At 70.9% G+C, this 22,351-nt stretch carries 22 protein-coding genes and 1 tRNA gene; 13 read left to right on the forward strand and 10 right to left on the reverse strand.

All coding sequences use genetic code 11. From position 1 onward, the window contains the following. Positions 1-4 precede the first annotated feature (4 nt). Positions 5-274, reverse strand: a complete 270-nt coding sequence (gene secE / locus ACX80N_RS00840; RefSeq protein ID WP_105032939.1) for a preprotein translocase subunit SecE — start codon at positions 272-274, stop codon at positions 5-7. A 141-nt stretch (positions 275-415) separates the two neighbouring features. Then, positions 416-488, reverse strand: a tRNA-Trp gene (locus tag ACX80N_RS00845). 267 nt (positions 489-755) lie between these two features. Between ACX80N_RS00845 and ACX80N_RS00850 the strand changes: the two genes are divergently transcribed. After that, on the forward strand, positions 756-1,991 hold the full coding sequence (locus tag ACX80N_RS00850) for a pyridoxal phosphate-dependent aminotransferase (RefSeq protein ID WP_105032940.1): 1,236 nt from the start codon (positions 756-758) through the stop codon (positions 1,989-1,991). A gap of 18 nt (positions 1,992-2,009) precedes the next feature. Here the strand turns inward: ACX80N_RS00850 and ACX80N_RS00855 are convergent, their stop codons facing one another. Then, positions 2,010-2,690: a LuxR C-terminal-related transcriptional regulator gene (locus ACX80N_RS00855; protein WP_459337913.1), complete on the reverse strand. Its 681-nt coding sequence runs from the start codon at positions 2,688-2,690 to the stop codon at positions 2,010-2,012. A 192-nt stretch (positions 2,691-2,882) separates the two neighbouring features. Then, on the reverse strand, positions 2,883-4,535 hold the full coding sequence (locus ACX80N_RS00860) for an ATP-binding protein (RefSeq protein WP_459337914.1): 1,653 nt from the start codon (positions 4,533-4,535) through the stop codon (positions 2,883-2,885). Between the two features lie 124 nt (positions 4,536-4,659). Here ACX80N_RS00860 and ACX80N_RS00865 point away from each other — a divergent pair, with 124 nt between their 5' ends. The 4 genes from ACX80N_RS00865 to ACX80N_RS00880 all read left to right on the forward strand — a co-directional run bounded on the left by ACX80N_RS00865 (position 4,660) and on the right by ACX80N_RS00880 (position 8,012). After that, a complete protein-coding gene (locus ACX80N_RS00865; RefSeq protein ID WP_459337915.1) occupies positions 4,660-6,525 on the forward strand; it encodes a PspC domain-containing protein in 1,866 nt (621 codons plus the stop codon). Then, positions 6,522-6,824 (forward strand): hypothetical protein, encoded by a 303-nt coding sequence (locus ACX80N_RS00870; protein WP_459337916.1) that lies wholly within the window; start codon positions 6,522-6,524, stop codon positions 6,822-6,824. Before ACX80N_RS00865 ends, ACX80N_RS00870 begins: the two co-directional genes overlap by 4 nt. Before the next feature lie 49 nt (positions 6,825-6,873). Continuing rightward, the gene (locus ACX80N_RS00875) at positions 6,874-7,113 is read left to right on the forward strand and encodes a PspC domain-containing protein (protein WP_105032944.1); all 240 of its coding nucleotides are present in this window, start codon (positions 6,874-6,876) and stop codon (positions 7,111-7,113) included. Positions 7,114-7,205: 92 nt separating this feature from the next. Then, positions 7,206-8,012, forward strand: a complete 807-nt coding sequence (locus ACX80N_RS00880; RefSeq protein ID WP_459337917.1) for a carotenoid biosynthesis protein — start codon at positions 7,206-7,208, stop codon at positions 8,010-8,012. A 121-nt stretch (positions 8,013-8,133) separates the two neighbouring features. On the opposite strand, the gene ACX80N_RS00885 is transcribed toward ACX80N_RS00880, so the two are convergent. Next, complete coding sequence (locus ACX80N_RS00885) at positions 8,134-9,561, reverse strand: phytoene desaturase family protein (RefSeq protein ID WP_459337918.1); 1,428 nt, start codon at positions 9,559-9,561, stop codon at positions 8,134-8,136. Then, positions 9,558-10,424: a UbiA family prenyltransferase gene (locus tag ACX80N_RS00890; RefSeq protein ID WP_459337919.1), complete on the reverse strand. Its 867-nt coding sequence runs from the start codon at positions 10,422-10,424 to the stop codon at positions 9,558-9,560. Before ACX80N_RS00890 ends, ACX80N_RS00885 begins: the two co-directional genes overlap by 4 nt. Before the next feature lie 236 nt (positions 10,425-10,660). Between ACX80N_RS00890 and ACX80N_RS00895 the strand changes: the two genes are divergently transcribed. Together ACX80N_RS00895 and ACX80N_RS00900 are read left to right on the forward strand one after the other, a co-directional pair. Further along, complete coding sequence (locus ACX80N_RS00895) at positions 10,661-11,686, forward strand: 6-phosphofructokinase (protein WP_459337920.1); 1,026 nt, start codon at positions 10,661-10,663, stop codon at positions 11,684-11,686. 3 nt (positions 11,687-11,689) lie between these two features. Continuing rightward, complete coding sequence (locus tag ACX80N_RS00900) at positions 11,690-12,442, forward strand: GNAT family N-acetyltransferase (RefSeq protein WP_105032948.1); 753 nt, start codon at positions 11,690-11,692, stop codon at positions 12,440-12,442. A gap of 19 nt (positions 12,443-12,461) precedes the next feature. Here the strand turns inward: ACX80N_RS00900 and ACX80N_RS00905 are convergent, their stop codons facing one another. The 4 genes from ACX80N_RS00905 to ACX80N_RS00920 all read right to left on the reverse strand — a co-directional run bounded on the left by ACX80N_RS00905 (position 12,462) and on the right by ACX80N_RS00920 (position 15,640). Beyond that, positions 12,462-12,893: an ankyrin repeat domain-containing protein gene (locus ACX80N_RS00905; RefSeq protein WP_459337921.1), complete on the reverse strand. Its 432-nt coding sequence runs from the start codon at positions 12,891-12,893 to the stop codon at positions 12,462-12,464. Then, positions 12,890-13,975, reverse strand: coding sequence for a CAF17-like 4Fe-4S cluster assembly/insertion protein YgfZ (gene ygfZ, locus ACX80N_RS00910; RefSeq protein ID WP_459337922.1), 1,086 nt, complete (start codon positions 13,973-13,975; stop codon positions 12,890-12,892). Before ygfZ ends, ACX80N_RS00905 begins: the two co-directional genes overlap by 4 nt. A gap of 114 nt (positions 13,976-14,089) precedes the next feature. After that, entirely contained in the window at positions 14,090-14,689 is a 600-nt protein-coding gene (locus ACX80N_RS00915) for a nitrobindin family protein (protein WP_105032950.1), read from the reverse strand. Between the two features lie 198 nt (positions 14,690-14,887). Further along, the gene (locus tag ACX80N_RS00920; protein WP_459337923.1) at positions 14,888-15,640 is read right to left on the reverse strand and encodes a hypothetical protein; all 753 of its coding nucleotides are present in this window, start codon (positions 15,638-15,640) and stop codon (positions 14,888-14,890) included. Positions 15,641-15,822: 182 nt separating this feature from the next. Between ACX80N_RS00920 and ACX80N_RS00925 the strand changes: the two genes are divergently transcribed. From ACX80N_RS00925 to ACX80N_RS00950, 6 genes are all read left to right on the forward strand, one after another. After that, on the forward strand, positions 15,823-16,530 hold the full coding sequence (locus tag ACX80N_RS00925; protein WP_105032951.1) for a winged helix-turn-helix transcriptional regulator: 708 nt from the start codon (positions 15,823-15,825) through the stop codon (positions 16,528-16,530). A gap of 200 nt (positions 16,531-16,730) precedes the next feature. Further along, positions 16,731-17,696: a mycothiol synthase gene (mshD, locus tag ACX80N_RS00930; protein WP_459337924.1), complete on the forward strand. Its 966-nt coding sequence runs from the start codon at positions 16,731-16,733 to the stop codon at positions 17,694-17,696. Positions 17,697-17,773: 77 nt separating this feature from the next. Then, positions 17,774-19,996 carry an RNA degradosome polyphosphate kinase gene (locus ACX80N_RS00935; RefSeq protein ID WP_205753646.1) on the forward strand — a complete coding sequence of 741 codons (2,223 nt, stop codon included), beginning with the start codon at positions 17,774-17,776 and terminating at the stop codon, positions 19,994-19,996. Continuing rightward, on the forward strand, positions 19,996-20,961 hold the full coding sequence (locus ACX80N_RS00940; protein WP_459337925.1) for an NUDIX hydrolase: 966 nt from the start codon (positions 19,996-19,998) through the stop codon (positions 20,959-20,961). Before ACX80N_RS00935 ends, ACX80N_RS00940 begins: the two co-directional genes overlap by 1 nt. A 275-nt stretch (positions 20,962-21,236) precedes the next feature. Further along, on the forward strand, positions 21,237-21,476 hold the full coding sequence (locus ACX80N_RS00945) for a hypothetical protein (protein ID WP_105032954.1): 240 nt from the start codon (positions 21,237-21,239) through the stop codon (positions 21,474-21,476). Between the two features lie 66 nt (positions 21,477-21,542). Then, the gene (locus ACX80N_RS00950; protein WP_459337926.1) at positions 21,543-22,325 is read left to right on the forward strand and encodes a 4'-phosphopantetheinyl transferase family protein; all 783 of its coding nucleotides are present in this window, start codon (positions 21,543-21,545) and stop codon (positions 22,323-22,325) included. Positions 22,326-22,351: the final 26 nt, after the last annotated feature.

Here is a 22,351-nt window from a genome sequence, read left to right on the forward strand (position 1 = left end):
GGGATCAGCTCTCGCCGAAGACCCACAGCGCGCCGCGGCCGAACAGGAGGTCCAGCCCGGTCACGATGAGCATCATGATGACCACGAAGACGAGCACGGTGATGGTGAACCTGACCAGTTCCCGGCGGGTGGGCGTGACGACCTTGCCCAGCTCGGCGAAGACCTGGCGGACGAACAGCATGATGCGTGCGAAGAACCCGCGTCGGGGCGCCTTCTTCTCGGCGGGGCTTCCCATGGAGCTGCTCGCAGCCGTATCGGTCACCGTCAACCTCATCAATCTGTGTGGTGTTCCAGCCGGACCACCAGTGGCGCCCCCAGCTGATCATGTTTACCGCCGCGCGGGGCCTGTGCCTGCGCCGGGGCTTCGTGATCTGTTTCTGCCGTGCCTTCGCCAGCTTGCCGCGAAGGCCACGCGCAGGGCAGACAGGACTCGAACCTGCAACCTGCGGTTTTGGAGACCGCTGCGCTACCAATTGCGCCACTACCCTTTGGTTTTGAACCAGTACTGCTTCCACTCCGGACTGCCCGGCGAGGGCACGAACCATCATGGTGTTTCAACACCGAGGAACAAGTCTACGCACTCACCGCCGGAACGTCGAACCGGCGCGCCCGCACCGGTTCACGGGACGTCGTTGCGCGGCTCTCCCCGGGACCGTGCGCCGGGGCCGGCGACGCGGAGGAGCCGCAGTGGGGGCCGGGCTGAGGCCACGGCCTAAGCTGGAGGCTGACCAGAGACCCTCACGGAACGGGATCCGATGAACGCGACAACCGACGACTCACTCCGCGCAGCACTCCCCCGGATCTCCCGGCGGATCGGCTCCATCACCGAGTCGGCCACCCTGGCCGTCGATGCGAAGGCGAAGGCGCTGAAGGCCGCCGGCCGGCCCGTCATCGGCTTCGGCGCCGGCGAGCCGGACTTCCCGACGCCGGAGTACATCGTCGAGGCGGCGATCGACGCCGCGCGCCAACCGCGGTTCCACCGCTACTCCCCTGCCGGCGGCCTCCCCGACCTGAAGCAGGCCATCGCCGAGAAGACGCTGCGCGACTCCGGCTACGCGGTGGACCCGGCGCAGGTCCTCGTGACCAACGGCGGCAAGCAGGCCGTCTACGAGTCCTTCGCTGCCCTCCTCGACCCGGGGGACGAGGTCCTCGTGCCCACGCCGTTCTGGACCACCTACCCCGAGGCCATCCGCCTCGCGGGCGGCGTGCCCGTGGAGGTGTTCGCCGGCCCGGACCAGGGGTACCTGGTGACCGTCGACCAGCTCGAGGCCGCGCTGACGCCGCGCACGAAGGTGCTGCTGTTCGTCTCGCCGTCGAACCCCACCGGTGCCGTCTACGGTGCCGACGCCGTCCGGGAGATCGGCGAGTGGGCTGCAGCGCGCGGACTCTGGGTCGTGACGGACGAGATCTACGAGCACCTGACGTACGACGGCGTGCCGTTCACCTCGATCGCGACGGCCGCGCCCTCCCTCGGTGACAAGGTGGTGATCCTCAACGGTGTCGCGAAGACCTACGCGATGACGGGTTGGCGCGTGGGCTGGATGATCGGCCCGAAGGACCTCGTGAAGGCGGCGACCAATCTGCAGTCGCATGCCACGTCGAACGTGTCCAACGTCCCGCAGATGGCCGCACTGGCTGCCGTGTCGGGTCCGCTGACGGCCGTCGACGAGATGAAGGTGGCGTTCGACCGCCGCCGCCGGGCCATGGTGTCGGCGCTGAACCGGATCGAGGGCGTGGAGTGCCCCACACCCCATGGTGCCTTCTACGCCTATGCGGATGTGCGGGCCCTGCTCGGGCGAAGTTTCGGCGGGGAAGTCCCTGCGACGTCGGCCGAACTCGCCGCACTGATCCTCGAGAAGGCAGAGGTGGCCGTCGTCCCCGGCGAGGCGTTCGGGCCCAGTGGCTACCTGCGCCTGTCCTACGCCCTCGGCGACGAGGACCTCGCGACCGGCGTGGCGCGCCTGCAGGAGTTCCTCGGCTCCGTGCGCTGACGCCCCGGCTTGGTGCGGTCAGAGCAGCTTGCGCTCCGTGGCCCACCGCGTGAGTTCGTGGCGCGAGGACAGCTGCAGCTTCCGCAGCACCGCGGAGACGTGCGTCTCCACGGTCTTCACGGAGATGAACAGCTCCTTCGCGGTCTCCTTGTAGCTGTAGCCGCGGGCGATCAGCCGCATGACCTCCAGTTCGCGGGCCGAGAGACGGTCGAGCTCGTCGTCGACGGCGACGGACGCGGTTCCGAAGGCGTCCAGGACGAAGCCGGCCAGGCGCGGGGAGAACACGGCGTCCCCCGAGGCGATACGCTGCACCGCGTCGGTGATCTCGGGTCCGGAGATGGTCTTGGTGACGTAGCCCCGTGCCCCGGCACGGATGACCGCGACCACGTCCTCCGCGGAGTCCGACACGCTGAGGGCCAGGAACCGGGAGGTCGTCCCGCGCCGGACACAACGGTGGATCACCTCGGCGCCACCGCCGCCGCGTCCTCCCGGCAGGTGCACGTCCAGGAGGACGACGTCGGGCGCGGTGGCCGTGATGACGGCTTCGGCCTCCTCCACCGTGGCGGCCTCTCCGAGTACGTCGATGACGGCGCCGAGCGCGGCCCGCAGGCCCGAACGGAAGATGCCGTGGTCGTCGACGATGACCACCGACACCGTCCCGGGTGCCTGCTCATGTACGCGTGGGTTGTCGCTGTCCACGGTTGCCCCTCCCAGCGGCCCTCTGCGGGCCGTGCTTCTTCGTCGTCTGTCGCTCGTCCTGCCGGCCGGCTCTCTCGGCTGCCGTCCATCCGGTGTCCACCGGCCGGCGGACACCGTTCCGCTGCGGCCAGCCTAGAGGAGCCGCGCTCTGCGCCGTCGGACCGGTCACGCCGGCTCGCCTCCCCGCCTGCCCTATGCGTCGCTGCGGACCGGCCGCGGCAGCCTGAGCCGCACCTCCGTGCCGTCCTCGTCGCTGCGCAGGTCCGACGACCCGCCGTGGCGCGCCATCCGGCTGTGGATCGACTCGCGGATGCCGAGGCGGTCCGCCGGCACTGCGGAGAGGTCGAAGCCCGGTCCGCGGTCACGGACGAAGACCTCGACGATCTCCGGACCGGCCTCGAGGTACACGGACACGGCGACGCCCGCGTGCTTCGCCGCGTTGACCATGGCTTCCCGTGCCGCCTGCGCCAGGGCGTCCTCCGCCGGTCCCAGGACGGCATCCCCGACGGCGACGACGGCGACCGGATGGCCGTAGCGGTCCTCGATCTCACCGGCCATGACGCGCAGCCGTTCGGCAAGGCTCCCCGGATCGCGGGCCGGGTCCGCGAACAGCCACTGGCGGAGTTCGCGCTCCTGGGCGCGGGCCAGGCGCAGCACGTCGGTCTCCGAATCGGCCCGGTTCTGGATGAGCGCGAGGGTCTGCAGGACGGAATCGTGCAGATGGGCGGCCATCTCCGCGCGTTCCGTCTCACGCACGCGGCCCGCCCGTTCCGTCTCGAGGTCCCGCCAGAACTTGAGGCCCCATGGCGCGAGAACCAGCCCGACGCCGGCCAGCACCGCGAGCACGGCCACGAGGGTGGCCACCGTCAGGGTCCACGATCCGCTGCTGGACAGGGCGACGAGGACACCCGCGATCACGAGCACGAGGCCCGCGAGCAGCCGCAGCGTCCCCCCGACCCGTCCCGCCCCGGCTCGGTTCATGACCCTCGCCCTGCGCACCTCGTCGAGCTGGGACCAGGCGAGGGCTGCGCCCGTCGCCACGACGGCGATCGGGACGAGGAAACCCCAGTTGACGTCCACTCCGAGCAGTTGCACCACCAGCACCGCTGCTGCGAGCAGCATCGCCGTGCCGAAGAGGATCTCGCGGCGACCGGCGCTCACCGTGCGATCGCGCCACGCATCAGGGTCCAGGAGGCCGACAGCGGGACGGGTCGTAGTGGCATGGGTCGCCGTCTCGGTGCTGCCGGCGCTGCCGGTGCCGGTGCTGCCGCCCATGATGCCGTCGGGAACACCTGTACCGCCGGGGATGCTGGAACCCGCGACTCCGTCGCGAGTGCTCGAGCCGCCCGTACTGCCGGATCCCGCGGCCCTGCTCGGAGCGTGTAGGCCACTGGGGAGGGCGGAGCCGGCGATCCCGCTGGGAGCGTGTAGGCCACCGGGGAGACCCGAGCCCGCGATCCCGCTGGAGGCACCTGAGCCGCTGGAGGCGCTGACGCCGCTGGGGACACCGCGTCCATGCATCCCACCAGGGCCGCAGTGACCTGCCCTGCCGGGGCCGGCTTTTCCACCTCGGTCGCCCGATCGGGTCAGGAGCTCCGGGGCGGCCTCCACGCCGTGCATGAAGGCCGCCGGGCCGCTCTTGCGCCCTGCCTCGGCCGCCCTGTCAGAAGCCGTCGGCACGAAGATCCACAACCAGGCGTAGAGCACGATGCCGGCACCGGAGGCGAAGGTCAGGATGACCATGCCCACCCGGACCCAGGACCGCGAGATGCCCAGGTGCACCGCGAGGCCGGCGCACACACCGGCGATCACGCCGTCGGCTCTGCGCAGCAGCGGAGGTCTCATAGCAATATCACAGCACACGGGAGCCCGTCCGGGTCCCCTCCCGGACGGGAATCAGGGCACTCTCAGGGTTCAATCAGGGTCGGCCCCGATACCCCCTCCCTGTGCCGGGAGGAAGCATGGAGGCATGACCTCAGCACCGAACCCAGGCGGGCCGTCCTGGCAGCAACAACCGGCCGCACCGAATCCGACGGGGCAACCCACCTCGTCGTCGTTCTACCGATGGATCCGCGGGCTCGATGTCACGCGGACACCGGACCGCTGGCTGGGCGGGGTAGCCGGTGGCGTTGCCCGCCGGACGGGCCTGGACCTGGCGCTCGTCCGGGGCCTCATCGTGGTCCTCGCGGTGTTCGGCGGCATCGGCGTACTCCTCTACGGACTCGCCTGGGCACTGCTCCCGGAGCCCGACGGACGCATCCACCTGGAGCAGGCCCATCGGGGCTCATGGACCTCGGGGCTGACCGGAGCTGCCGTCCTGATAACGATCGGCCTCTGGGGTCCCAACGTCCCCTTCCGAGGGGACGGCGGCGGCTTCCTGTGGACGATGTTCTGGATCGGCGCGGTGGCACTCCTCGTGTACTGGATCGTCAACCGCTCCAGCGGCGGCAGGACCCGCCCCGGGATGCCCGGCTTCGGTGGCCGCCCAGGGAGCGACGGCGGTCCGGGATCCGGCCCTGTTCCGCCCGCGGGCCCGGCTCCCTTCGGCTCGGCCCCCTTCGGCCCGGCTCCCTTCGGCCCGGCTCCCTTCGGCTCGGCTCCGTCGGGTCCCGCGCCGTCCGGTCCGACGCCGTCCGGTCCCGCACCGTCCGGTCCGACGCCGTCCGGTCCCGCTCCGACTGGTCCTGGCGGGTCGCCTTCAGCCGGAGGACCGGACTCCACAGGAACAGGGTCCACGGGGACCGGTTCCACAGGGGCCTCCGCGTTCGCAGGTTCCGCGACTTCCGTGGGGCCCACGAACCTCGCGCCCGGTGCGGCACCCGGAGACACGGCGTCCGGCGATCCCACGGAGAGACGCGCGGCGCCCTCGGACGGTGACGGCGGCGACGGCGAGCGCGAGGACCCCACCGGAGCGCTGGAGGAGGTCCACAGGACCGTTCCCCTGCCGTACAGGCCTGCGGCGCAGACAAGCCCGCTCCGGGGCTACCCCCAGACCTACGAGCCCTACCGGCCGTACCAGGGGTGGTCGGAGACGTCCCCCTACTCCGGGTCGGGAGTCGTGGACACGGACGTCCAGACACGTCCCTCCCGGACCGTCGACAGGCGGCCTCCCCGCCCGTCGGGACCGACCACGGCACTCCTGCTCGGAGGGGCGGTCATCGTCGCCGCCGTCGTCCTCGTGCTCGACTACGCGAACATCCTCGACGCCGCCAATCCCGCCGTCGTGGCGCTCGCGGCGGCCGCGATCCTCCTCGCGCTCGGCGTGATCGCGCTCGGCGCCCGGGGACGTACCTCGGGGTTGGTGGGGTTGACGGCGGCGCTCGCGGCGCTCGGGGCGCTCGTCGCGTCGTTCACCGTGGTGGGAGGCGACTGGATCGTCGCGCAGCAGGCGCGGACCGTACCGGCCTCGCTCCAGACGGCGTCCGACGGCTACAGCATCCTGGTGGCGGAGACCACCATCGACCTCGCCGAGCTGCCCTCCCCCACCCGCGATGTCGTGGTGCCGGTGAACTCCCTGGCCAGCGATGTCACGGTGATCGTCCCCGATGACGTGCCCGTCGAGGTGCGTACCCGCATGGCACTCGGAAGCGCGGACGCGCAGGGCGCGTCCACGGAATCCGACGCAGCACCGCAGTTCCGGGGCGAGGACGGCGTGCTGCAGCTGAGTGACGGGGAGTTGAACCCCGACGCCACCGGAGCCGCCCTCGTCCTGGATGTCAGGGGTGCACTGAGTGAGGTCACCATCGTGGTGTCGAACGGCACCGACATCTCCCCGCCCGATATCCGCGACCCCTCTCCCACTCCCGTTCCCTCTCCCACAGGAGACACACCATGAGCACCCTGCTGTCCCGGCCGAAGCGTCGCGCCCGCGTCGCCACCATCGTCTGGGGGGCCCTGATCCTCGCCGTCGCCCTCCTGCTCCTCGTCGGCCAGTTCGTCATCCTGTCGATCGACCCGGTGGTGGTGGCCCTCGGGCTCCTCGTCGGCGTAGGAGTGTCACTCGTCATCGGCGGCGTCCTGTCCCTGCGCACCAGGCAGGCGGACGACGACGGCGTCGACGCCGGCCCGACGTACAGTCCGACGTACGGTGCGGCCTACGGCCAGGACGATGACCCCCGTTCAACGGCATACTGAGCAGCACACGGCCCTCCCGTCCAACCGATCGAGCACCGAAAGGCCCATCATGCAGTCCTTCTACCGCTTCCTCCGCACCTCACCCATCAAGCGCGCACCAGGCGGCATCCTCGGCGGAATCGCCGCGGGAATCGCCCGGCAGTACGGCTGGCGCGTGAGCTACGTGCGCATCGTGATGCTGCTGAGTTTCCTGCTCCCGTTCATCGGGCTGCCGCTCTACGCCGTGCTGTGGCTGCTGCTACCCACGACCGACGGCACCATCGCCCTGCAGAAGATTCTCGCGAACTAGGCACACCCCGGACGAGGGGGGCATCCGCACATGGCGGACGCCCCCTCCTGCATGCAGGGTGCGGAGCCGGGCGACCTGCGAGGATGGGTTGCGTGTCGAAGTCCACCGCTGCCCGCAGCCTCCCTCGCCTGCTCATCATCTCCTGCGTGTTCCTCTTCGTCTCCGGCTACTTCGTGGTGCGCTTCCCCGACGTCGAGGGGGCCAGCTACGCGTCCTACGGCTTCAACCTCCTGATCGCGCTGCCGGCGTTCATCGCGCTCGTCCGGCAGCTGGGTGCAGCACGGGGCGCCGCGGCGTTGGCGGCCGTGTCCGTGTTCGGTTACCTGATCGAGGGGTTCGGGGTGGCGACAGGCTTCCCGTACGGCTCGTTCTACTACGGCGACCCGCTCGGCCCGACGATCCTGGGCCTCGTGCCGTACCTGCTGCCGCTGTCCTACGTGCCCCTGGTCATCGGAGCGGTGGCCGTGGTGTCGGGCAGCGGGACCGCGCCGCGCAGGATCGTCCTCGGGGGGCTCCTGCTCGTCGTGATCGACGGCGTCCTGGATCCCGGGGCGGTGTCGCTCGGCTTCTGGATCTGGCCCGACGGCGGCCCGTACTACGGGGTGCCGCTGTCCAACTACGGTGGGTGGCTCATCTCGGGGCTCATCGCGTCGGCCCTCGTGACCTGGATCGGCGGTCGGCGCCTCACCGATGTGCCGCTCCGGCCGGGGCTCCTCGACAGCCTGCTCGTCTCGATGTTCCTGTGGCTGGGCGTGTGCGTCTTCTCGGGGCTCGTGTTCCCGGCCGTGCTGGCAGCAGCCCTGATCGTCCTGCTGGTCCGGCGTCGCCTGCAGCTCGCCCGGACCAGGGACGCTCTGCCGACGCCCGGCGAGCCTGCGGAGGCAGCTCCGCACGCCTGAGGCGACTGCTCCTGCGGATCGTCGCTGCGTCCTCCGCCGACGGGCACGCAGCCTCGGCGGGCGCCGGGCCGTACGACCGCCACACCTGCACTCCCGGGCGCATCCTCACGACCCGGTGCGGCTACTCCCCGGAGTCGAGCCTTGCCAGGAGCTTCCGGGTGGACATCATCGCTCCGCCGAGGACCGCCGGGAGCCCTCCGCCCGGATGCACCGAGGCCCCGACGCGCCACAGCCACGGCCGCAGCGGGTCCGAGTACGGCGGCACGTGGAACGGGCCGCTCATCCAGGCCGGATGCACCGCGCCGTACAGGGCGCCGCCGGCTGAGCCTCGCTCGCCGAAATAGCCGGGATCGAGGATCTCGTGGCTCCCGAAGTACGCCTCGATCGGCTCGGGCAGGCCCAGCACGCGCGTGGTCCTCTCGAGTTCGCGCCGCACGAAGGGGTCCTCCAACGAGTACGTCCTGCCGTTCGCCGGTGCCGTCAGGAGCAGCGCGAGGGTCGCCGACGCGTTCGGGTACACCCCGTACGCCGGGTAGTAGTTGGCGAACGCCATGGTCTGCTCGGGCTCGTCGCCGGCCTCGAGGCTCGCGTACAGCGCCGCGGGGTCGTCGGGCATGATCACGCCGTGACGGCTCGTCCCCTCGGGGAGCGGCCGGGTGAGGACCGCGTAGATGCCGACGGCGGAGCAGGTGAGCTTCCGCGGGGTCCTGGGCGTCCGGCCCGCCAGGAGCCCCCCGAGGCGGTGTGCGTCGACCGCACTGACGACGGCGTCGGCCGGGTAGGTGCCCGTCGACGTGACGACCCGCCGTCGTGCGATGCGCCGCGCGGGCTCGCCGGTGCGGATCTCGACGCCGGCCTCGACCGCGAGCCGCTCCAGGGCCAGCACCAGCTCGTAGATGCCGCCCTCGGGGATCCACACGCCGTCCTGGGCCATGATCGCCGGCATGCTCGCGTACAGGGCGGGCGTACGGGTGGGGCTGACCCCGGCATTGAGGGTGTGGATCGCGATGACCTCGCGCAGACCCTCCGGCAGCCACGGCAGGCTGTCGAGGTAGCTGCGGGTGGTGAGCCTCCGCCCGTAGAGCGTGCCGAGCTTCGCGAGCGCAGGATAGGCAGCCTTCTCGAGCGGACCCGTGGTCAGCAGGCTGGACACGTCCCCGCCCAGGATCCCGTGCTCGCTCGCGAAGCGCTCCCATGCCCCGTGCCAGGGATGCCCCTCGGGCACGGGCAGCGGGCACTCCTCCCCGCGGTAGTAGTAGGTGCCGACCTCCTCGAGCCGCTCGAGCCGGAGGTCCGCGATGCCCGCCGCGGGAGCCGCACGGGACGGCGCGACGCCGTCGAGCAGTGCCAGGAGTTCCTGCCACACCCCCGGGAAGGTCAGGAGCGACGGACCCGTGTCCATGCGCTGCCCTGCGACCACCACGCGGCGGCTCTTCCCGCCGATGTGGTCCGAGGCCTCGAGCAGCACCACGCTGTGGCCTGCACGTCCGAGCAGCGCGGCGGCCGTGAGCCCGCCGATGCCGCCCCCGACGACGACGACCCGGCTCATCGGTAGAGGCCCAGCGTCAGGGCCACCACGAGCTGGACGCCGGCGACGGTCCCGGCAACGTACGGGAAGGCGATCGAGTAGCGGTAGAGCCGGTGGCCCGTCTCGGGACGCGGATCGCGGTACAGCCCCCACAGGAGCCAGCCGGCGATCAGGGCGTTCACCACGGCGACCGGGATGTTCACGAGGGCGAAGCACACGGTCGAGACCGCCCACCACGCGCCGCTCCAGGCGACCACGCCGCGGACCCCGAGCCTCACCGCCGTCGTCGTGATGCCCACTCCCCTGTCCTCGTCGATGTCCTGGACGGCGTCGTACGTGTGCTTGGCCGCGCTCCAGGCCATCAGTCCGATCGCGGCGGCCCACACCGGGGTGTCGCCCAGCGCGTAGGGGACGAGGACGAGCGGGAAGGCGTAGGCGGCGTTGCTGATCGAATCGAGGTACGGACGGGCCTTGAAGCGCAGGGGCGGAGCGGAGTAGAAGACGAAGACCAGGGCGTAGAGCGCTATCCAGGCGAGGGCAGTCGGCGGCAGGGTCAGCGCGAACCACACGAGGAACGGCACGTTGGTGACCAGGACGGAGATCCAGATGGCGCGCACCTCGGACGTCCTGATACGGGCGCCCTCGAGCGATCCCTTGCGCGGGTTGAGGGCGTCGGTGTCCTGGTCGAAGATGTCGTTGACGCCGTAGATGAGCAGGTTGAACGGCAGCGTGAGCCAGAGAAGGAGCGCGAACGCCTCGGCCTGCCAGAACGTCCCGGTGAGCCACATCCCGACGACGCCGGTGCCCAGCGTGTTGATCCAGAGGACCGGTCGGGAGATATGGACCATGCGCAGCGCCGCTGGCGCGAAACCTGCCTGGGGCACTGCGGGCGTCCTCCTCGGACCGGGTGGGCGCGCACCCGCCGGGGCTCGAGCCCCTCGTGCGCCGGACGGTCCCAGCCTACGTGCTCCGCAGGACAAGCGTCGTCCGGGTGGACGAGCGTCGGAGGGAGAAGCCCTCCGACGGCCGGCGCGGCCCGGGTGTGTCTAGAATCATAGTCGGGCCCGACGGCGTGCTCCCGACGGTTCATCCACTCCCTCTCGAAGGAACCCCACGCCACATGAAGATCGGAATCCTCACCAGCGGCGGCGACTGCCCCGGGCTCAACGCCGTCATCCGCGGTGCGGTGCTCAAGGGCATCAAAGTGCACGAGCAGGAGTTCGTGGGCTTCCGTGACGGGTGGCGCGGCGTCGTCGAGGGCGATGTCATCGACCTCCCCCGACACGCGGTGCGGGGCATCTCCAAGCAGGGCGGCACGATCCTCGGGACCTCCCGGACCAACCCCTTCGAGGGCAAGGGCGGCGCGGAGGCCATCAAGGAGAACCTGGATCGCCTCGGCATCGACGCGATGATCGCGATCGGTGGCGAAGGCACACTGGCTGCGGCCAAGCGGCTCACGGACCTCGGCCTCAGGATCGTCGGCGTGCCCAAGACCGTCGACAACGACCTGGACGCCACCGACTACACCTTCGGCTTCGACACCGCCGTGCAGATCGCCACGGAGGCGATCGACCGGCTGCGCACCACGGGAGAGTCCCACAGCCGCTGCATGATCGCCGAGGTCATGGGCCGCCACGTGGGCTGGATCGCCCTGCACGCCGGCATGGCGTCCGGCGCCCACGCCATCCTGATCCCCGAGCAGCAGACCAGCATCGAGCAGATCGCCGACTGGGTCTCCACCGCCAATGCCCGTGGCCGCGCTCCGCTCGTCGTGGTCGCCGAGGGATTCGTGCCCTCCCACATGGAGCAGGCCCATTCCGAACGGGGCCTGGACACCTTCGGCCGCCCCCGCCTGGGCGGGATCTCGGACCAGCTCGCGCCGGAGCTCGAGGCCCGTACGGGTATCGAGACCCGCGCCACGATCCTCGGCCACATCCAGCGTGGCGGCGTGCCGACGTCGTTCGACCGTGTGCTCGCCACCCGTCTCGGCATGGCCGCGGTGGACTCGGTGAAGGACGAACTGTGGGGCACCATGGTCTCCCTGCACGGCACGGAGATCGCGCACGTGGGCTTCGAGGCCGCGCTCGGGAACCTCAAGCGGGTCCCGCAGCACCGCTACGACGAAGCCGCCATCCTCTTCGGCTGAGCGATGCAACTCGACCCGGGGACCGTCTCGATCATCCAGCTGGCCTGGTCGCGCCTGCTCGGGCTCGACGACGGCGCCCTCGGCGACGGCGGCACCGGGCGCCTGTGCAGCATCGATGACACCGCCTCCGTGCTGTCCTTCGTGACCCTGTTCGGTCGGGAGGTCCTCAGGGGTCCTGCCTGGGCCGTCGACGCAGCACGGGACCTGCCGGGGGTGGAGCTCCGCAGCCATTCGACGCTGCTCACGCTCACGCGGAACCACGGCGGACGCGGGCTCGGCGAGGCGCAGCTGTACTTCTGCGACGCGCTCCCCGAGTTCGAGGGACCGCCCGCCGTCGTCTCCAGCGAGGGCGCGCTCGTCCGTGCACTCGAGCGCAGGTGCCCGCCGGACGACGTCGCCGAGGCGGGGCTGGGCGACGTCCAGTACCCGTTCGTGCTGGTGGACGAGGGGAGCCCTGCAGAGGGTGCAGCCGGTGCGGAGGGCGCGGACGCCGGAGGGCCCACGCCGCTGGCGGGCGCCGGGTACGACATCTGGGAGGGCATCCTCGCGCACGTCGCCGTCCTCACCCCACCCGACGAACGGCGCAGGGGCTACGCCGGGCGTGTGGCGGCCGTCGCGGTCGAGGAGGCCATGGCGGCGGGCCTCGTGCCCCAGTGGCGTGCCCGGACGGACAATACCGCTTCCCAGCGCACGGCCCGACGGGCGGGATTCGCCTACGGGGGGACGCAGACCTCGGTGGTCCTCGAACCCCGGTGAGGCCGCGGGCCGGTGGGTCCTACCGGTCGAACAGGGCCACGAGTTCCGTGCGCCCGAACATGCCGGCGGCGGCACGGGCCGACGGTGATCCCGTCTCCGGATCCGCTCCGGCGTCGACGAGGAGCCGCACGACGTCGGTATGCCCCTTGAAGACGGCACCCGCCAACGGGGTCTGTCCGCGGTCGTTGGCCTGGTCGGGATCGGCGCCGCGCGCCAGGAGGTCGCGCACGATGGCCGGGTGCCCGTTGTAGGCGGCGAGCATGAGCAGGCTGTCGCCGGCGGTATTGGTCAGCGTGAAGGGTACTCCTGCGTCGAGGTACCGGACGAGGGTCGCGCTGTCGCCCTGCCGGGCCGCATCGAACAGCGCATGGGCCAGGGCTATCGCGGCTGCAGCGCCGTCATCGACACGTGGCCCTGCGTCGGTCGTGTCCTGGTCGTCCCCCGCGCTCATCGCGGAGCCTTCAGGAAGCCCGTCGCCCGCCCGACGACCTGCCCTGCATCGGGTGCGACGATGACCTCCTGGCCGGCGGCATACCGTTCCTCGCCGTCCTGCACGAGCAGGTCCGCCGAGGCGTCGACGGAGCGCTTGAGGATGGCGAGGGCGATCGGCCCCATCTCGTGGTGGTGCGCCACCGAGGTGACCCGGCCCACCGTGCGGCCCTCGCTGACCACCGCGCTGCCCGGCGCGGGAAGGGTGTGCTGGCTGCCGTCGAGGTGCAGGAACGTGAGCCGGCGCGGCGGATGCCCGAGGTTGTGCACCCGGGCAATGGTCTCCTGGCCTTTGTAGCAGCCCTTCGCGAGGTGCACAGCCGTGCGCATGAGGTCCAGCTCGTGCGGGATGGTCTTCTCGTCGGTCTCGAATCCGGGCCGGGGACGCCATGCGGCGATGCGCAGGGCCTCTGCGGCGAGGGAACCCGCCACAGCCAGGCCGGTCGAGGAGACCGCGGTCTCTAGGGCGTCGCGCGGCACGAGGTATTCGAACCAGGGCCTCTCCCGTCCGGGATGGGCGTCATCGACGGTGGAGTAGGCGTAGCCGCCCGTTCCGACGGTGGGCCACGGATCTTCCCACACGACGGCGTCGCCCAGGGCGGGCAGCGCCCTGACCGAGCCGAGGACGGCCCAGGCGTCGGTGGCGTCCGTGACCTCCACGCGGAGCATGAACTTCATGCGCTCGAGGAACGCGGCCATGGGCGCCGCCTCGCCGCCCTCGGTGATGAGCCAGGTGGTGGCGCCGTCGTCCACGACGTGCGCGGAGTACTCGATGCGGCCCTGCACGGTGAGGAGCAGTGTCTCGGAGCTCTGTCCGGGCTGCAGGCCGAGGAGCAGCTGCGAGGACAGCGTGTTGAGCCAGCTGAGGCGGTCCGGCCCGGACACCGTCACGACGCCCCGGTGCGAGAGGTCGACGACGGCCTCGCCGGCGGCCAGGAGGCGCTGTTCGCGGAAGGGATCCCCGTAGTGGGACGCCACCCCGGCATCCGCTCCGCCACCCTCGACGGCGCCGGGTCGGCTCAGGAAAAGGCTGTGTGGGGTCATGACGGTATAACGCCTTCCGGGCGGGACTATTCCTGCCTCAGGGCGCGCCCGGCGCGGCCCGGCGGATGGGCCGCGCGGCGGCCCTTCCGGCCACCGGTCCGGGAGCCGGTGGGGTCAGGATGACTTCCTGAGGATGGCCGAGGCGTGGGCCTCGAGGGAGTTGCCGTCCGCGGCCACGTCCCAGCGCCAGTAGAGATTGCCCTCCACCAGGCCGAACAGGCGGGTGGCGGCGGTGTACTCCTTGGAGTGCTGGCCGCGCATCACGAGGTCGGTGCTGAGCTGGATCTGCGGTCCCCTGATGCTGCCGTAGTAGAGCTCGGCGATCCCGCCGGGATGCACGATGGTGGCCGTGATGTCGAAGCCGCCGGCGTCGTTGCGGAACTGCTCCACCTCGTCGGCGGTCTTGAGCGCCGGGACGATGTCCGCGGGGCTGAGCCCCGGCCCGACGTCTGCGTCGTTCAGTTTGCGGTCCAGCGCCCAGAACCCTGTCTCGATGGACAGCGGGCGCAGCTGCGAGCCCTGCTCGTCGATGAGCCAGGACTCCGCGCTGTACTGCAGGTAGGGAAGGCCGTTCTGGGAGAACTCCACCCGCTGGGAGAAGCGTTCCGAGTCGGCGGTACCCTCGCCGAGCATGCCCGTGCCCTCCCAGGTTCCGAGGAGCCATGACAGGGGGACGAGCTCGGGCGTGAGGTCGGTGGGCAGGTCAATCGACATGGGGACTCCCGGGTCGGTCGGCTACTTCTGGCCTTTGTACAGACGGGTGATGACGAGGGCTGCGAACCCCGCCATGCCGAGACCGGCGACGACCAGCAGCGAGATGAAGAAGATTTCAAGAGCGAGGATGGACATGATTCCATCCTAGCGCCCGGCCCGGACAGCACCGGACAGCACCGGATGCGTCGCCCGGGACCCTCAGGCCAGGAAGAGCGTGTCGAGGAGATAGACGACGGCGCCGATCGCGAGCACCGGCGAGATGCCGGCGGCCACGGCGGCGATGCTGTCCAGCGGCGCTTCCCGGGCGACGAGGAGCCGACGCGTCCCGGCGATCACGGCACCGCACGCGAGCCCGACGGCGGCGGCGGCCAGGGCGGGCACGCCGGTGAACAGCAGTGCACCGAGCGGACCGGCGAGCGCCGCGAGGACGACGGCGGCAGGGGCCACGAGGCGGTCGGGGAAGGGCAGGAGGCAGACGGCGATGCTGATGAGGACGCTGATCCCCGTCACGAGTGTCATGCCGGAGTCGGCCGCGTTCACGGCAAGGCGATCGGCGGCCACCCAGCCCGCACCCATGCAGACCGCGACGACCCCGGAGCTCGCTCCGAGGGTCGATTCCAGGCGGAGGCTCTGCCCCGTCCCGCGGACGAGCTGGATCATGAAGACGGCACCGACGCCGAGGGCCACGCAGGCGGGGAACCAGGCGAAGAAGGACGGGCCGGGCGTCACGGCGGAGAGGACGACGGCGAGCAGGGCACTCAGCCCGATGGCGGCGGACTGGCTCTTCCTGGCGGGCACGCGCAGGATGTACGGCCAGCCGATGGCGGCCAGCACGCAGGCGACGCCGGTGACCACGGCCACGGCCACGGGCGAGATGTAGGAGGACGCGACGATCGCCCCGGCCGCCAGCGCGGCGGCTCCGGCCGCTGCGGCCACACTCGTCCTCTTCACTCCAGCAATACTGCCCTACACCGACTGGCGGTGTGAAAAGCCACGGATGCAGGAGGGGAGTGCACGGGCCCGCCGCTCCGGGGCTGCGGCTATACTGAACCAAATCTTTACCGCCCCCGTCCCGCCCCCGGGCCCGGGGGCCGTCTGCCCGATGATGCGCGTTCCCTACCCGTGGAGGACACATGCCGCACATCCTGATGCTGACCAACACCTCCGGCTCGTCCGTCGAGATCCTGCCCGCCCTGGAACTGCTCAACCACAAGGTGCACACGCTCGCGGCCGAGCCCACGGCACTCCTGGAGACGGAACCGTGCGACGTCGTCCTGGTGGACGCGCGGAAGGACCTCGTCGGCGCCCGCTCCCTCACGCAGCTGCTCAAGGCCACCGGTCTCGACGCCCCCCTGGTCCTCGTGCTCACCGAGGGCGGCATGGCGGCCGTGGCAGCCAACTGGCTGGCGGACGACGTCGTACTCGACTCGGCGGGTCCCGCGGAGGTGGAGGCCCGCCTGCGCCTCGTCATCGCCCGGTCGGCCGCGGCCAACGAGGAGACGAGCACCGAGATCCATGCGTCCGGCGTCGTGATCGACGAGGCGAGCTACACCGCGCGTGTCGCCGGGGAGCCGCTGAACCTGACCTACAAGGAGTTCGAGCTGCTGAAGTACCTGGCGCAGCACCCGGGCCGCGTGTTCACCCGCGACCAGCTCCTGCACGAGGTGTGGGGCTACGACTACTACGGCGGCACGCGCACCGTCGACGTCCACGTGAGGCGCCTGCGCGCGAAGCTGGGGTCGGACCACGAGCAGCTGATCGGGACGGTCCGCAACGTCGGGTACCGCTTCACGTTGACCCGCCAGCCCGAGGACCGCAGCTCCGTCGACCAGGACGCCTGAGGACCGGATACGCGAAAGGCCCCTCCCACCCGACGGTGGAAGGGGCCTTTCCCGTGTTCCTCGCGGAACCCTGGTGGAGGACATACGGGTCGAACGTATCGCGGGCACCCCACTGGTGCATCCCCCTCGAGCGAATCATCAGACTATCGCAGACCGGACCTCGCACCAAACGGCAGCGCACGCGGGACTAGGCTGGGCGCATGACCGCCGCGCAGCACGTCCCCACCTGGTCCGTCGACAGGGCCACGGGTGCTCCCCCGGCCGCCGTCCTCGCCGAGATCCAAGGCCTCGCCGCAACCGCCGCGGAGGCCGACGGCAACCCGCCGCTGTCGGAGCAGACCCTCCTGACCCTCCGCGCCAGCGACGCCGGCGACGGCCTGCTCGTCCTCACCGCGCGCGCCACGGGGCAGGACGACGAGCTCGCCGGCGTCGCCGTCGTCACCCGCGGCGTCGAGGACGGCGCATCGCTGGAGCTCGTCGTCGGACCCGACTGCCGGGGTGAGGGCGCCGGTACCGCCCTCGTCGAGGCGGTCCTGGCGGAGGGCCTCCAGGGCCTCCGCGGCTGGTCGCACGGCAACTCCTCCGCCGCCGCGGACCTCGCCGCACGCTTCGGCTTCGAACCCGTGCGTGAGCTGTGGCGCATGCGCCTGACCCGCGCCGCCGTCGAGCAGTCCGTTCCCCAGGTGCACCTACCCGAGGGCGTGACGCTGCGGCCGTTCGTCCCCGGCCAGGACGAGGAGGCCTGGCTGGCGGCCAACGCGGCCGCCTTCGCCCACCACCCCGAGCAGGGCGCGACGACGCGTGCGGACCTCGAGGCCCGCATGGCCGAGGAATGGTTCGACGCCGAGGGCTTCCTGCTCGCGGTGCGGGAGGACGGCACCCTGCTCGGCTTCCACTGGACGAAGGTGCATCCCGCGGTGGGCGCCCATCCGGCCATGGGCGAGGTGTACGTGGTGGGCGTGACCCCCGAGGCCCAGGGCATGGGGCTCGGCAAGGCGCTGACCATCGCGGGCATCGAGTACCTGCACGGCAAGGGGCTGCAGGCCATCATGCTGTACGTCGATGCCGACAACACGGCCGCCGTCGCCCTGTACCGGAAGCTCGGTTTCACGCGCTGGGACGTCGACGTGATGTATGCGGGCAGGACGCCGCAGGCCACCTTGTAAGGTTGATCACGAGGCGTGCCCGCGGCCGGACAGGCGGGGCGTACGCCACCATGCCCGATCACGCTGCAGGAGACGCAATGGATTCAGAGACCCGACCCCGGAGCGCTTCACTGTACGGATCCTCCGAGACCGCTCCGGCCCGCGCGACGCAGGACCGCATCGACATCCCGGAGTTCGCGCCCAGCCTCCTGCCCACCGGTGACATCCGCCCGGACCGTTTCCTGGACCGCGAGATCAGCTGGCTCGACTTCAACGCCCGCGTCCTCGAACTGGCGGAGGATCCCGACCTGTTCCTCCTGGAGCGCGTGAACTTCCTGTCCATCTTCGCCTCCAACCTCGACGAGTTCTTCATGGTGCGCGTGGCCGGCCTGAAGCGCCGGATCGCCACCGGCCTGGCCGTGCCGTCCGCCGCAGGCCTCAGCCCGATCGAGCAGCTCGAGAAGATCATGCAGGACGGCTACCAGCTGCAGCAGCGCCACGCGGCCGTGTTCGCCGAGCACATCCGGCCCGCGCTCGCCGCGGAGCAGATCCACCTGACCACGTGGGCGGAGCTCGACGAGACCGCACGGGCCGAACTGCACAAGATGTTCGGCGAGAAGGTCTTCCCGATCCTCACGCCGCTCGCCGTCGACCCGGCTCACCCCTTCCCCTACATCTCCGGGCTGTCGCTGAACCTCGCCGTCGTGGTGCGCAATCCCGTCAGCCAGAAGGAGCTCTTCGCCCGCGTCAAGGTACCGGACCAGCTGCCCCGCCTCATATCGGTGGACGGTCCCCGAGCCGGCAACGTGGCCGGGCGGATCGCACGCTTCATCCCGCTCGAGGAGGTCATCGCCGTCCACCTCGACCAGCTCTTCCCCGGCATGGAGGTCCTCGAGCACCACCTGTTCCGTGTCACGCGCAACGAGGACCTCGAGGTGGAGGAGGACGACGCCGAGAACCTCCTGCAGGCCCTCGAGAAGGAGCTCCTGCGCCGCCGGTTCGGTCCGCCCGTACGCCTGGAGGTGACCACGGACATCAACCCGAGCATCCGTGCGCTGCTGTCCCGCGAACTCGGCGTCGAGGAGGACGAGGTCTACACCCTCCCCGCCCCCCTGGACCTCCGGGGCCTCAGCGTCATCGCGGGGATCGACCGCGGCGACCTCCACTACCCGAAGCACGTCGCGCACACGAGCCGCCACCTCAACGAGAGCGAGACCTCGAAGGCCGCCAACGTCTTCGCGGCCATGCGTCGCAGGGACATCCTGCTGCACCACCCGTACGACTCGTTCTCGACGTCGGTGCAGGCGTTCCTCGAGCAGGCTGCCGCCGATCCCAAGGTGCAGGCCATCAAGCAGACGCTCTACCGGACGTCGGGCGACTCCCCCATCGTGGATGCCCTGATCGACGCCGCCGAGGCGGGCAAGCAGGTGCTGGCCCTCGTGGAGATCAAGGCCCGCTTCGACGAGCAGGCCAACATCTCGTGGGCGCGCAAGCTCGAGCAGGCCGGCGTCCACGTGGTGTACGGCATCGTGGGCCTCAAGACGCACTGCAAGCTCTCGCTCGTGGTGCGGCAGGAGATCGACGGACTGCGCCGCTACTGCCACATCGGCACGGGCAACTACCACCCGCGCACCGCCCGGTACTACGAGGACCTCGGCCTGCTCACCGCCAACGAGCAGGTGGGCCAGGACCTCTCGCGCCTGTTCAACCAGCTCTCCGGATACGCTCCGAAGTCCACCTTCAAGCGCCTGCTCGTCGCGCCGCGCTCGGTCCGCTCGGGGCTGATCGACCGCATCGAGCGGGAGATCGCCAACAAGCAGGCAGGTCGGGCCGCCCGCGTGGTCATCAAGGTCAACTCGATGGTGGACGAGGCGATCATCGACTCCCTCTACCGTGCGTCGCAGGCCGGCGTGACGGTGGACGTGATCGTCCGCGGCATCTGCTCGGTGCGTCCCGGCGTCCCAGGCCTCAGCGAGAACGTCACCGTACGCTCCGTCCTGGGCCGCTTCCTGGAGCACTCGCGCGTCTTCGCCTTCGCCAACGGCGGCGACCCGGCGGTCTTCATCGGTTCCGCGGACATGATGCACCGCAACCTGGACCGTCGTGTCGAAGCCCTCGTGCAGCTCAGCGCGCCCGAGGACATCTCCTACCTGATGAACCTCATGGACCGCTACATGAACCCCGAGGTCTCGAGCTGGCACCTGGATGAGAGCGGATGCTGGACGCGTCACCACAAGGACGACGACGGCGCCCCCCTCGAGGACATCCAGTCCTGGCTGCTCGCCTCCAGGTCCCGGCAGCGAGCGGTGTCACGCCGCTGATGGCCGCACCGACAGTCGACACCGCCGCTGCCTCCGCCCAGGGCAGTGGCGAGATCATCGCCGCCGGGACGCTGTGCTGGCGCATCGAGAAGGGCAGGCTCGAGGTCCTGATCATCCACCGGCCCCGCTACCGGGACTGGTCATGGCCGAAGGGCAAGCTCGATCCGGGCGAGACGACGCCGGAGTGCGCCGTCCGCGAGACCATGGAGGAGGTGGGACTGAGCGTCAAGCTCGGCATCCCCCTCGCCACCATCAGCTACCCCGTGACGTCGGGCCAGAAGGTCGTCCAGTACTGGGCGGCGAGGGCCGAACGGCCGCGCCCCACCCCGGACGGCAAGGAGGTGGACAGGGTGCGGTGGGTGCGGCCGGAGACGGCGCGTGACCTGCTGAGCAACCCGTCCGACGTCGAACCCCTCGACGCCCTCGTCGCAGCCCACGACGCGAAGGACCTGCAGACCTGGTCCCTGATCGTGGTCCGGCACGCGAAGGCGAAGCCGCGATCCTCGTGGAGCAGGGCGGAGGGTGAGCGCCCCCTCGCCGCCACGGGCCGGCGGCAGGCCATCGCGGTGAGCCGCCTGCTCCAGGCGTGGAACCCGGAGCGCGTGGTGAGCAGCCCGTGGGACCGGTGCGTCCAGACCATCTCCCCCTACGTCAACCAGCGCAGGGCGAAGCTCAAGCTCGTCGACGCCCTCACCGAGCACGATGCCGCCCGCAGGCCCGGGCGTACGCGGTCCGCCGTCGAGCGGGTGTTCGACAAGCGTCGGCCGGTGGCGCTGTGCACCCATCGGCCCGTCCTGCCGCTCGTGTTCTCGGTCCTGGGGAACCACATGGCGGCCGCGTTGCAGGGACTCCTGCCCGTCGACGACCCGTATCTCGCTCCCGGCGAGGCGGTGATCTGCCAGGTCAGCAGCCTGAACCAGGGGCGGATCGTCTCGGTGGAGCAGTTCCGCGCCTACGACGACTGACCCGAGGGCCTGTCGGACACGCCGGGGTCGAAGCCTCCGCCGGCAAGGACCCCACCCTCCGGATGCCGGGACCGGTGGCTCCTCGTCGGGCCGTCCGGTGCTCCTCGTCCGTCGGTCCTCCCCGGCGGACCGCGGTCGACGTGCACCCACCCGTCGAGGACGAGCAGTTCACGTGGCGTCAGCGCCGATACCGCCGCAGTTCACATCCCGTTCATCCCCTGCATCTACTGTCGGGGGCTGATGCACGGACCGGCACCGACGACAGGAATGCACCCATGGCCGATGTGAAGGCCCTCGTGCGGGGACTCGCACCGCACGAGATCGAGCAGATCCACAGGATCGGGCCTGCCGGACCGCTGACGCCGAAGCTCCTGCACGCCATCGATCGCGCAGCCGGTGGCCCCGGCGAGGGCCGTGGCTACTACGTGTACGGGCGGGCCGCCGACAGCGACCGTCCACGACCGTTCGTGCTGCGCGACGACGTCTGCGCCGAGCTGTTCGGACGGGTCCACTAGGGACGGCGCACGGGCGGCATCGTCGGCGTGTGACCCAGCGGCCGTGTTTCCGGGGACGATGGTGACATGAGGTCCTCTCCCCGCGCACCGGACGCCGTTCCACCGGCCGGCCCTCCGGCGGCCGTGGCGCTGCGGCTGCACGGCATCGGCCCCGAACTCCCGCCCGCCGCCTCGATGCTCCGGCTGCTCGACGACGTCGAACGCTCGCGGGCTGTGCGCATCGAACCCGCGCACTCCACCTCCTTCATCGCCGGCAGGTACCTCCTGCGCCTCTTCGTCGCCGACCTGCTCGGTGTGCAGGCAGAACTCCTCGCGTCGCGGTTCACGTGTCCGGTCTGCGGACCGGACGGAGTTCCCGACCACGGACGGCCGGAGTACCTCCTCGACGACGAACAGGTGCCGCTGGCCCTCAGCCTGTCCAGAGCCGGCGGGTTCGTGCTGCTGGGAGCGCTGGACCCGCGTGCGTCAGGACCGGGAGGGGTACCGGGTGCCGGTTCCGGACCGGCGGGGGCTACAGGTTCCGGTGCAGGCCGCACCACACATGCGCGTCTCGGCGTCGACCTCGCCGCCGTCACGACATTGGACTTCGACGGCTTCGACGCCGTGGCCCTGACACCGGAGGAGCAGCTCGCCGTCGGAGCGCTTCCCGTCGGGGATCAGGGCACCGAGCGCGCACGGCTGTGGACCCGCAAGGAAGCCCTCGTCAAGGCACTGGGCACGGGCTTCACCGATCGTGATCCCGGCGTGGTCGAGGTGTTGCACGACCGTCGTATCGGCGACCTCCAGTCCGTCGACGGTGTGCCACTCGAACCTCTGGGGCTGGTGGCCGCTCTCGCCGTGATCGCATGAGGGATTGCGCGAGGGACCCCGGGAGG

This window comes from Arthrobacter sp. MDT2-16 (genome assembly GCF_054510925.1).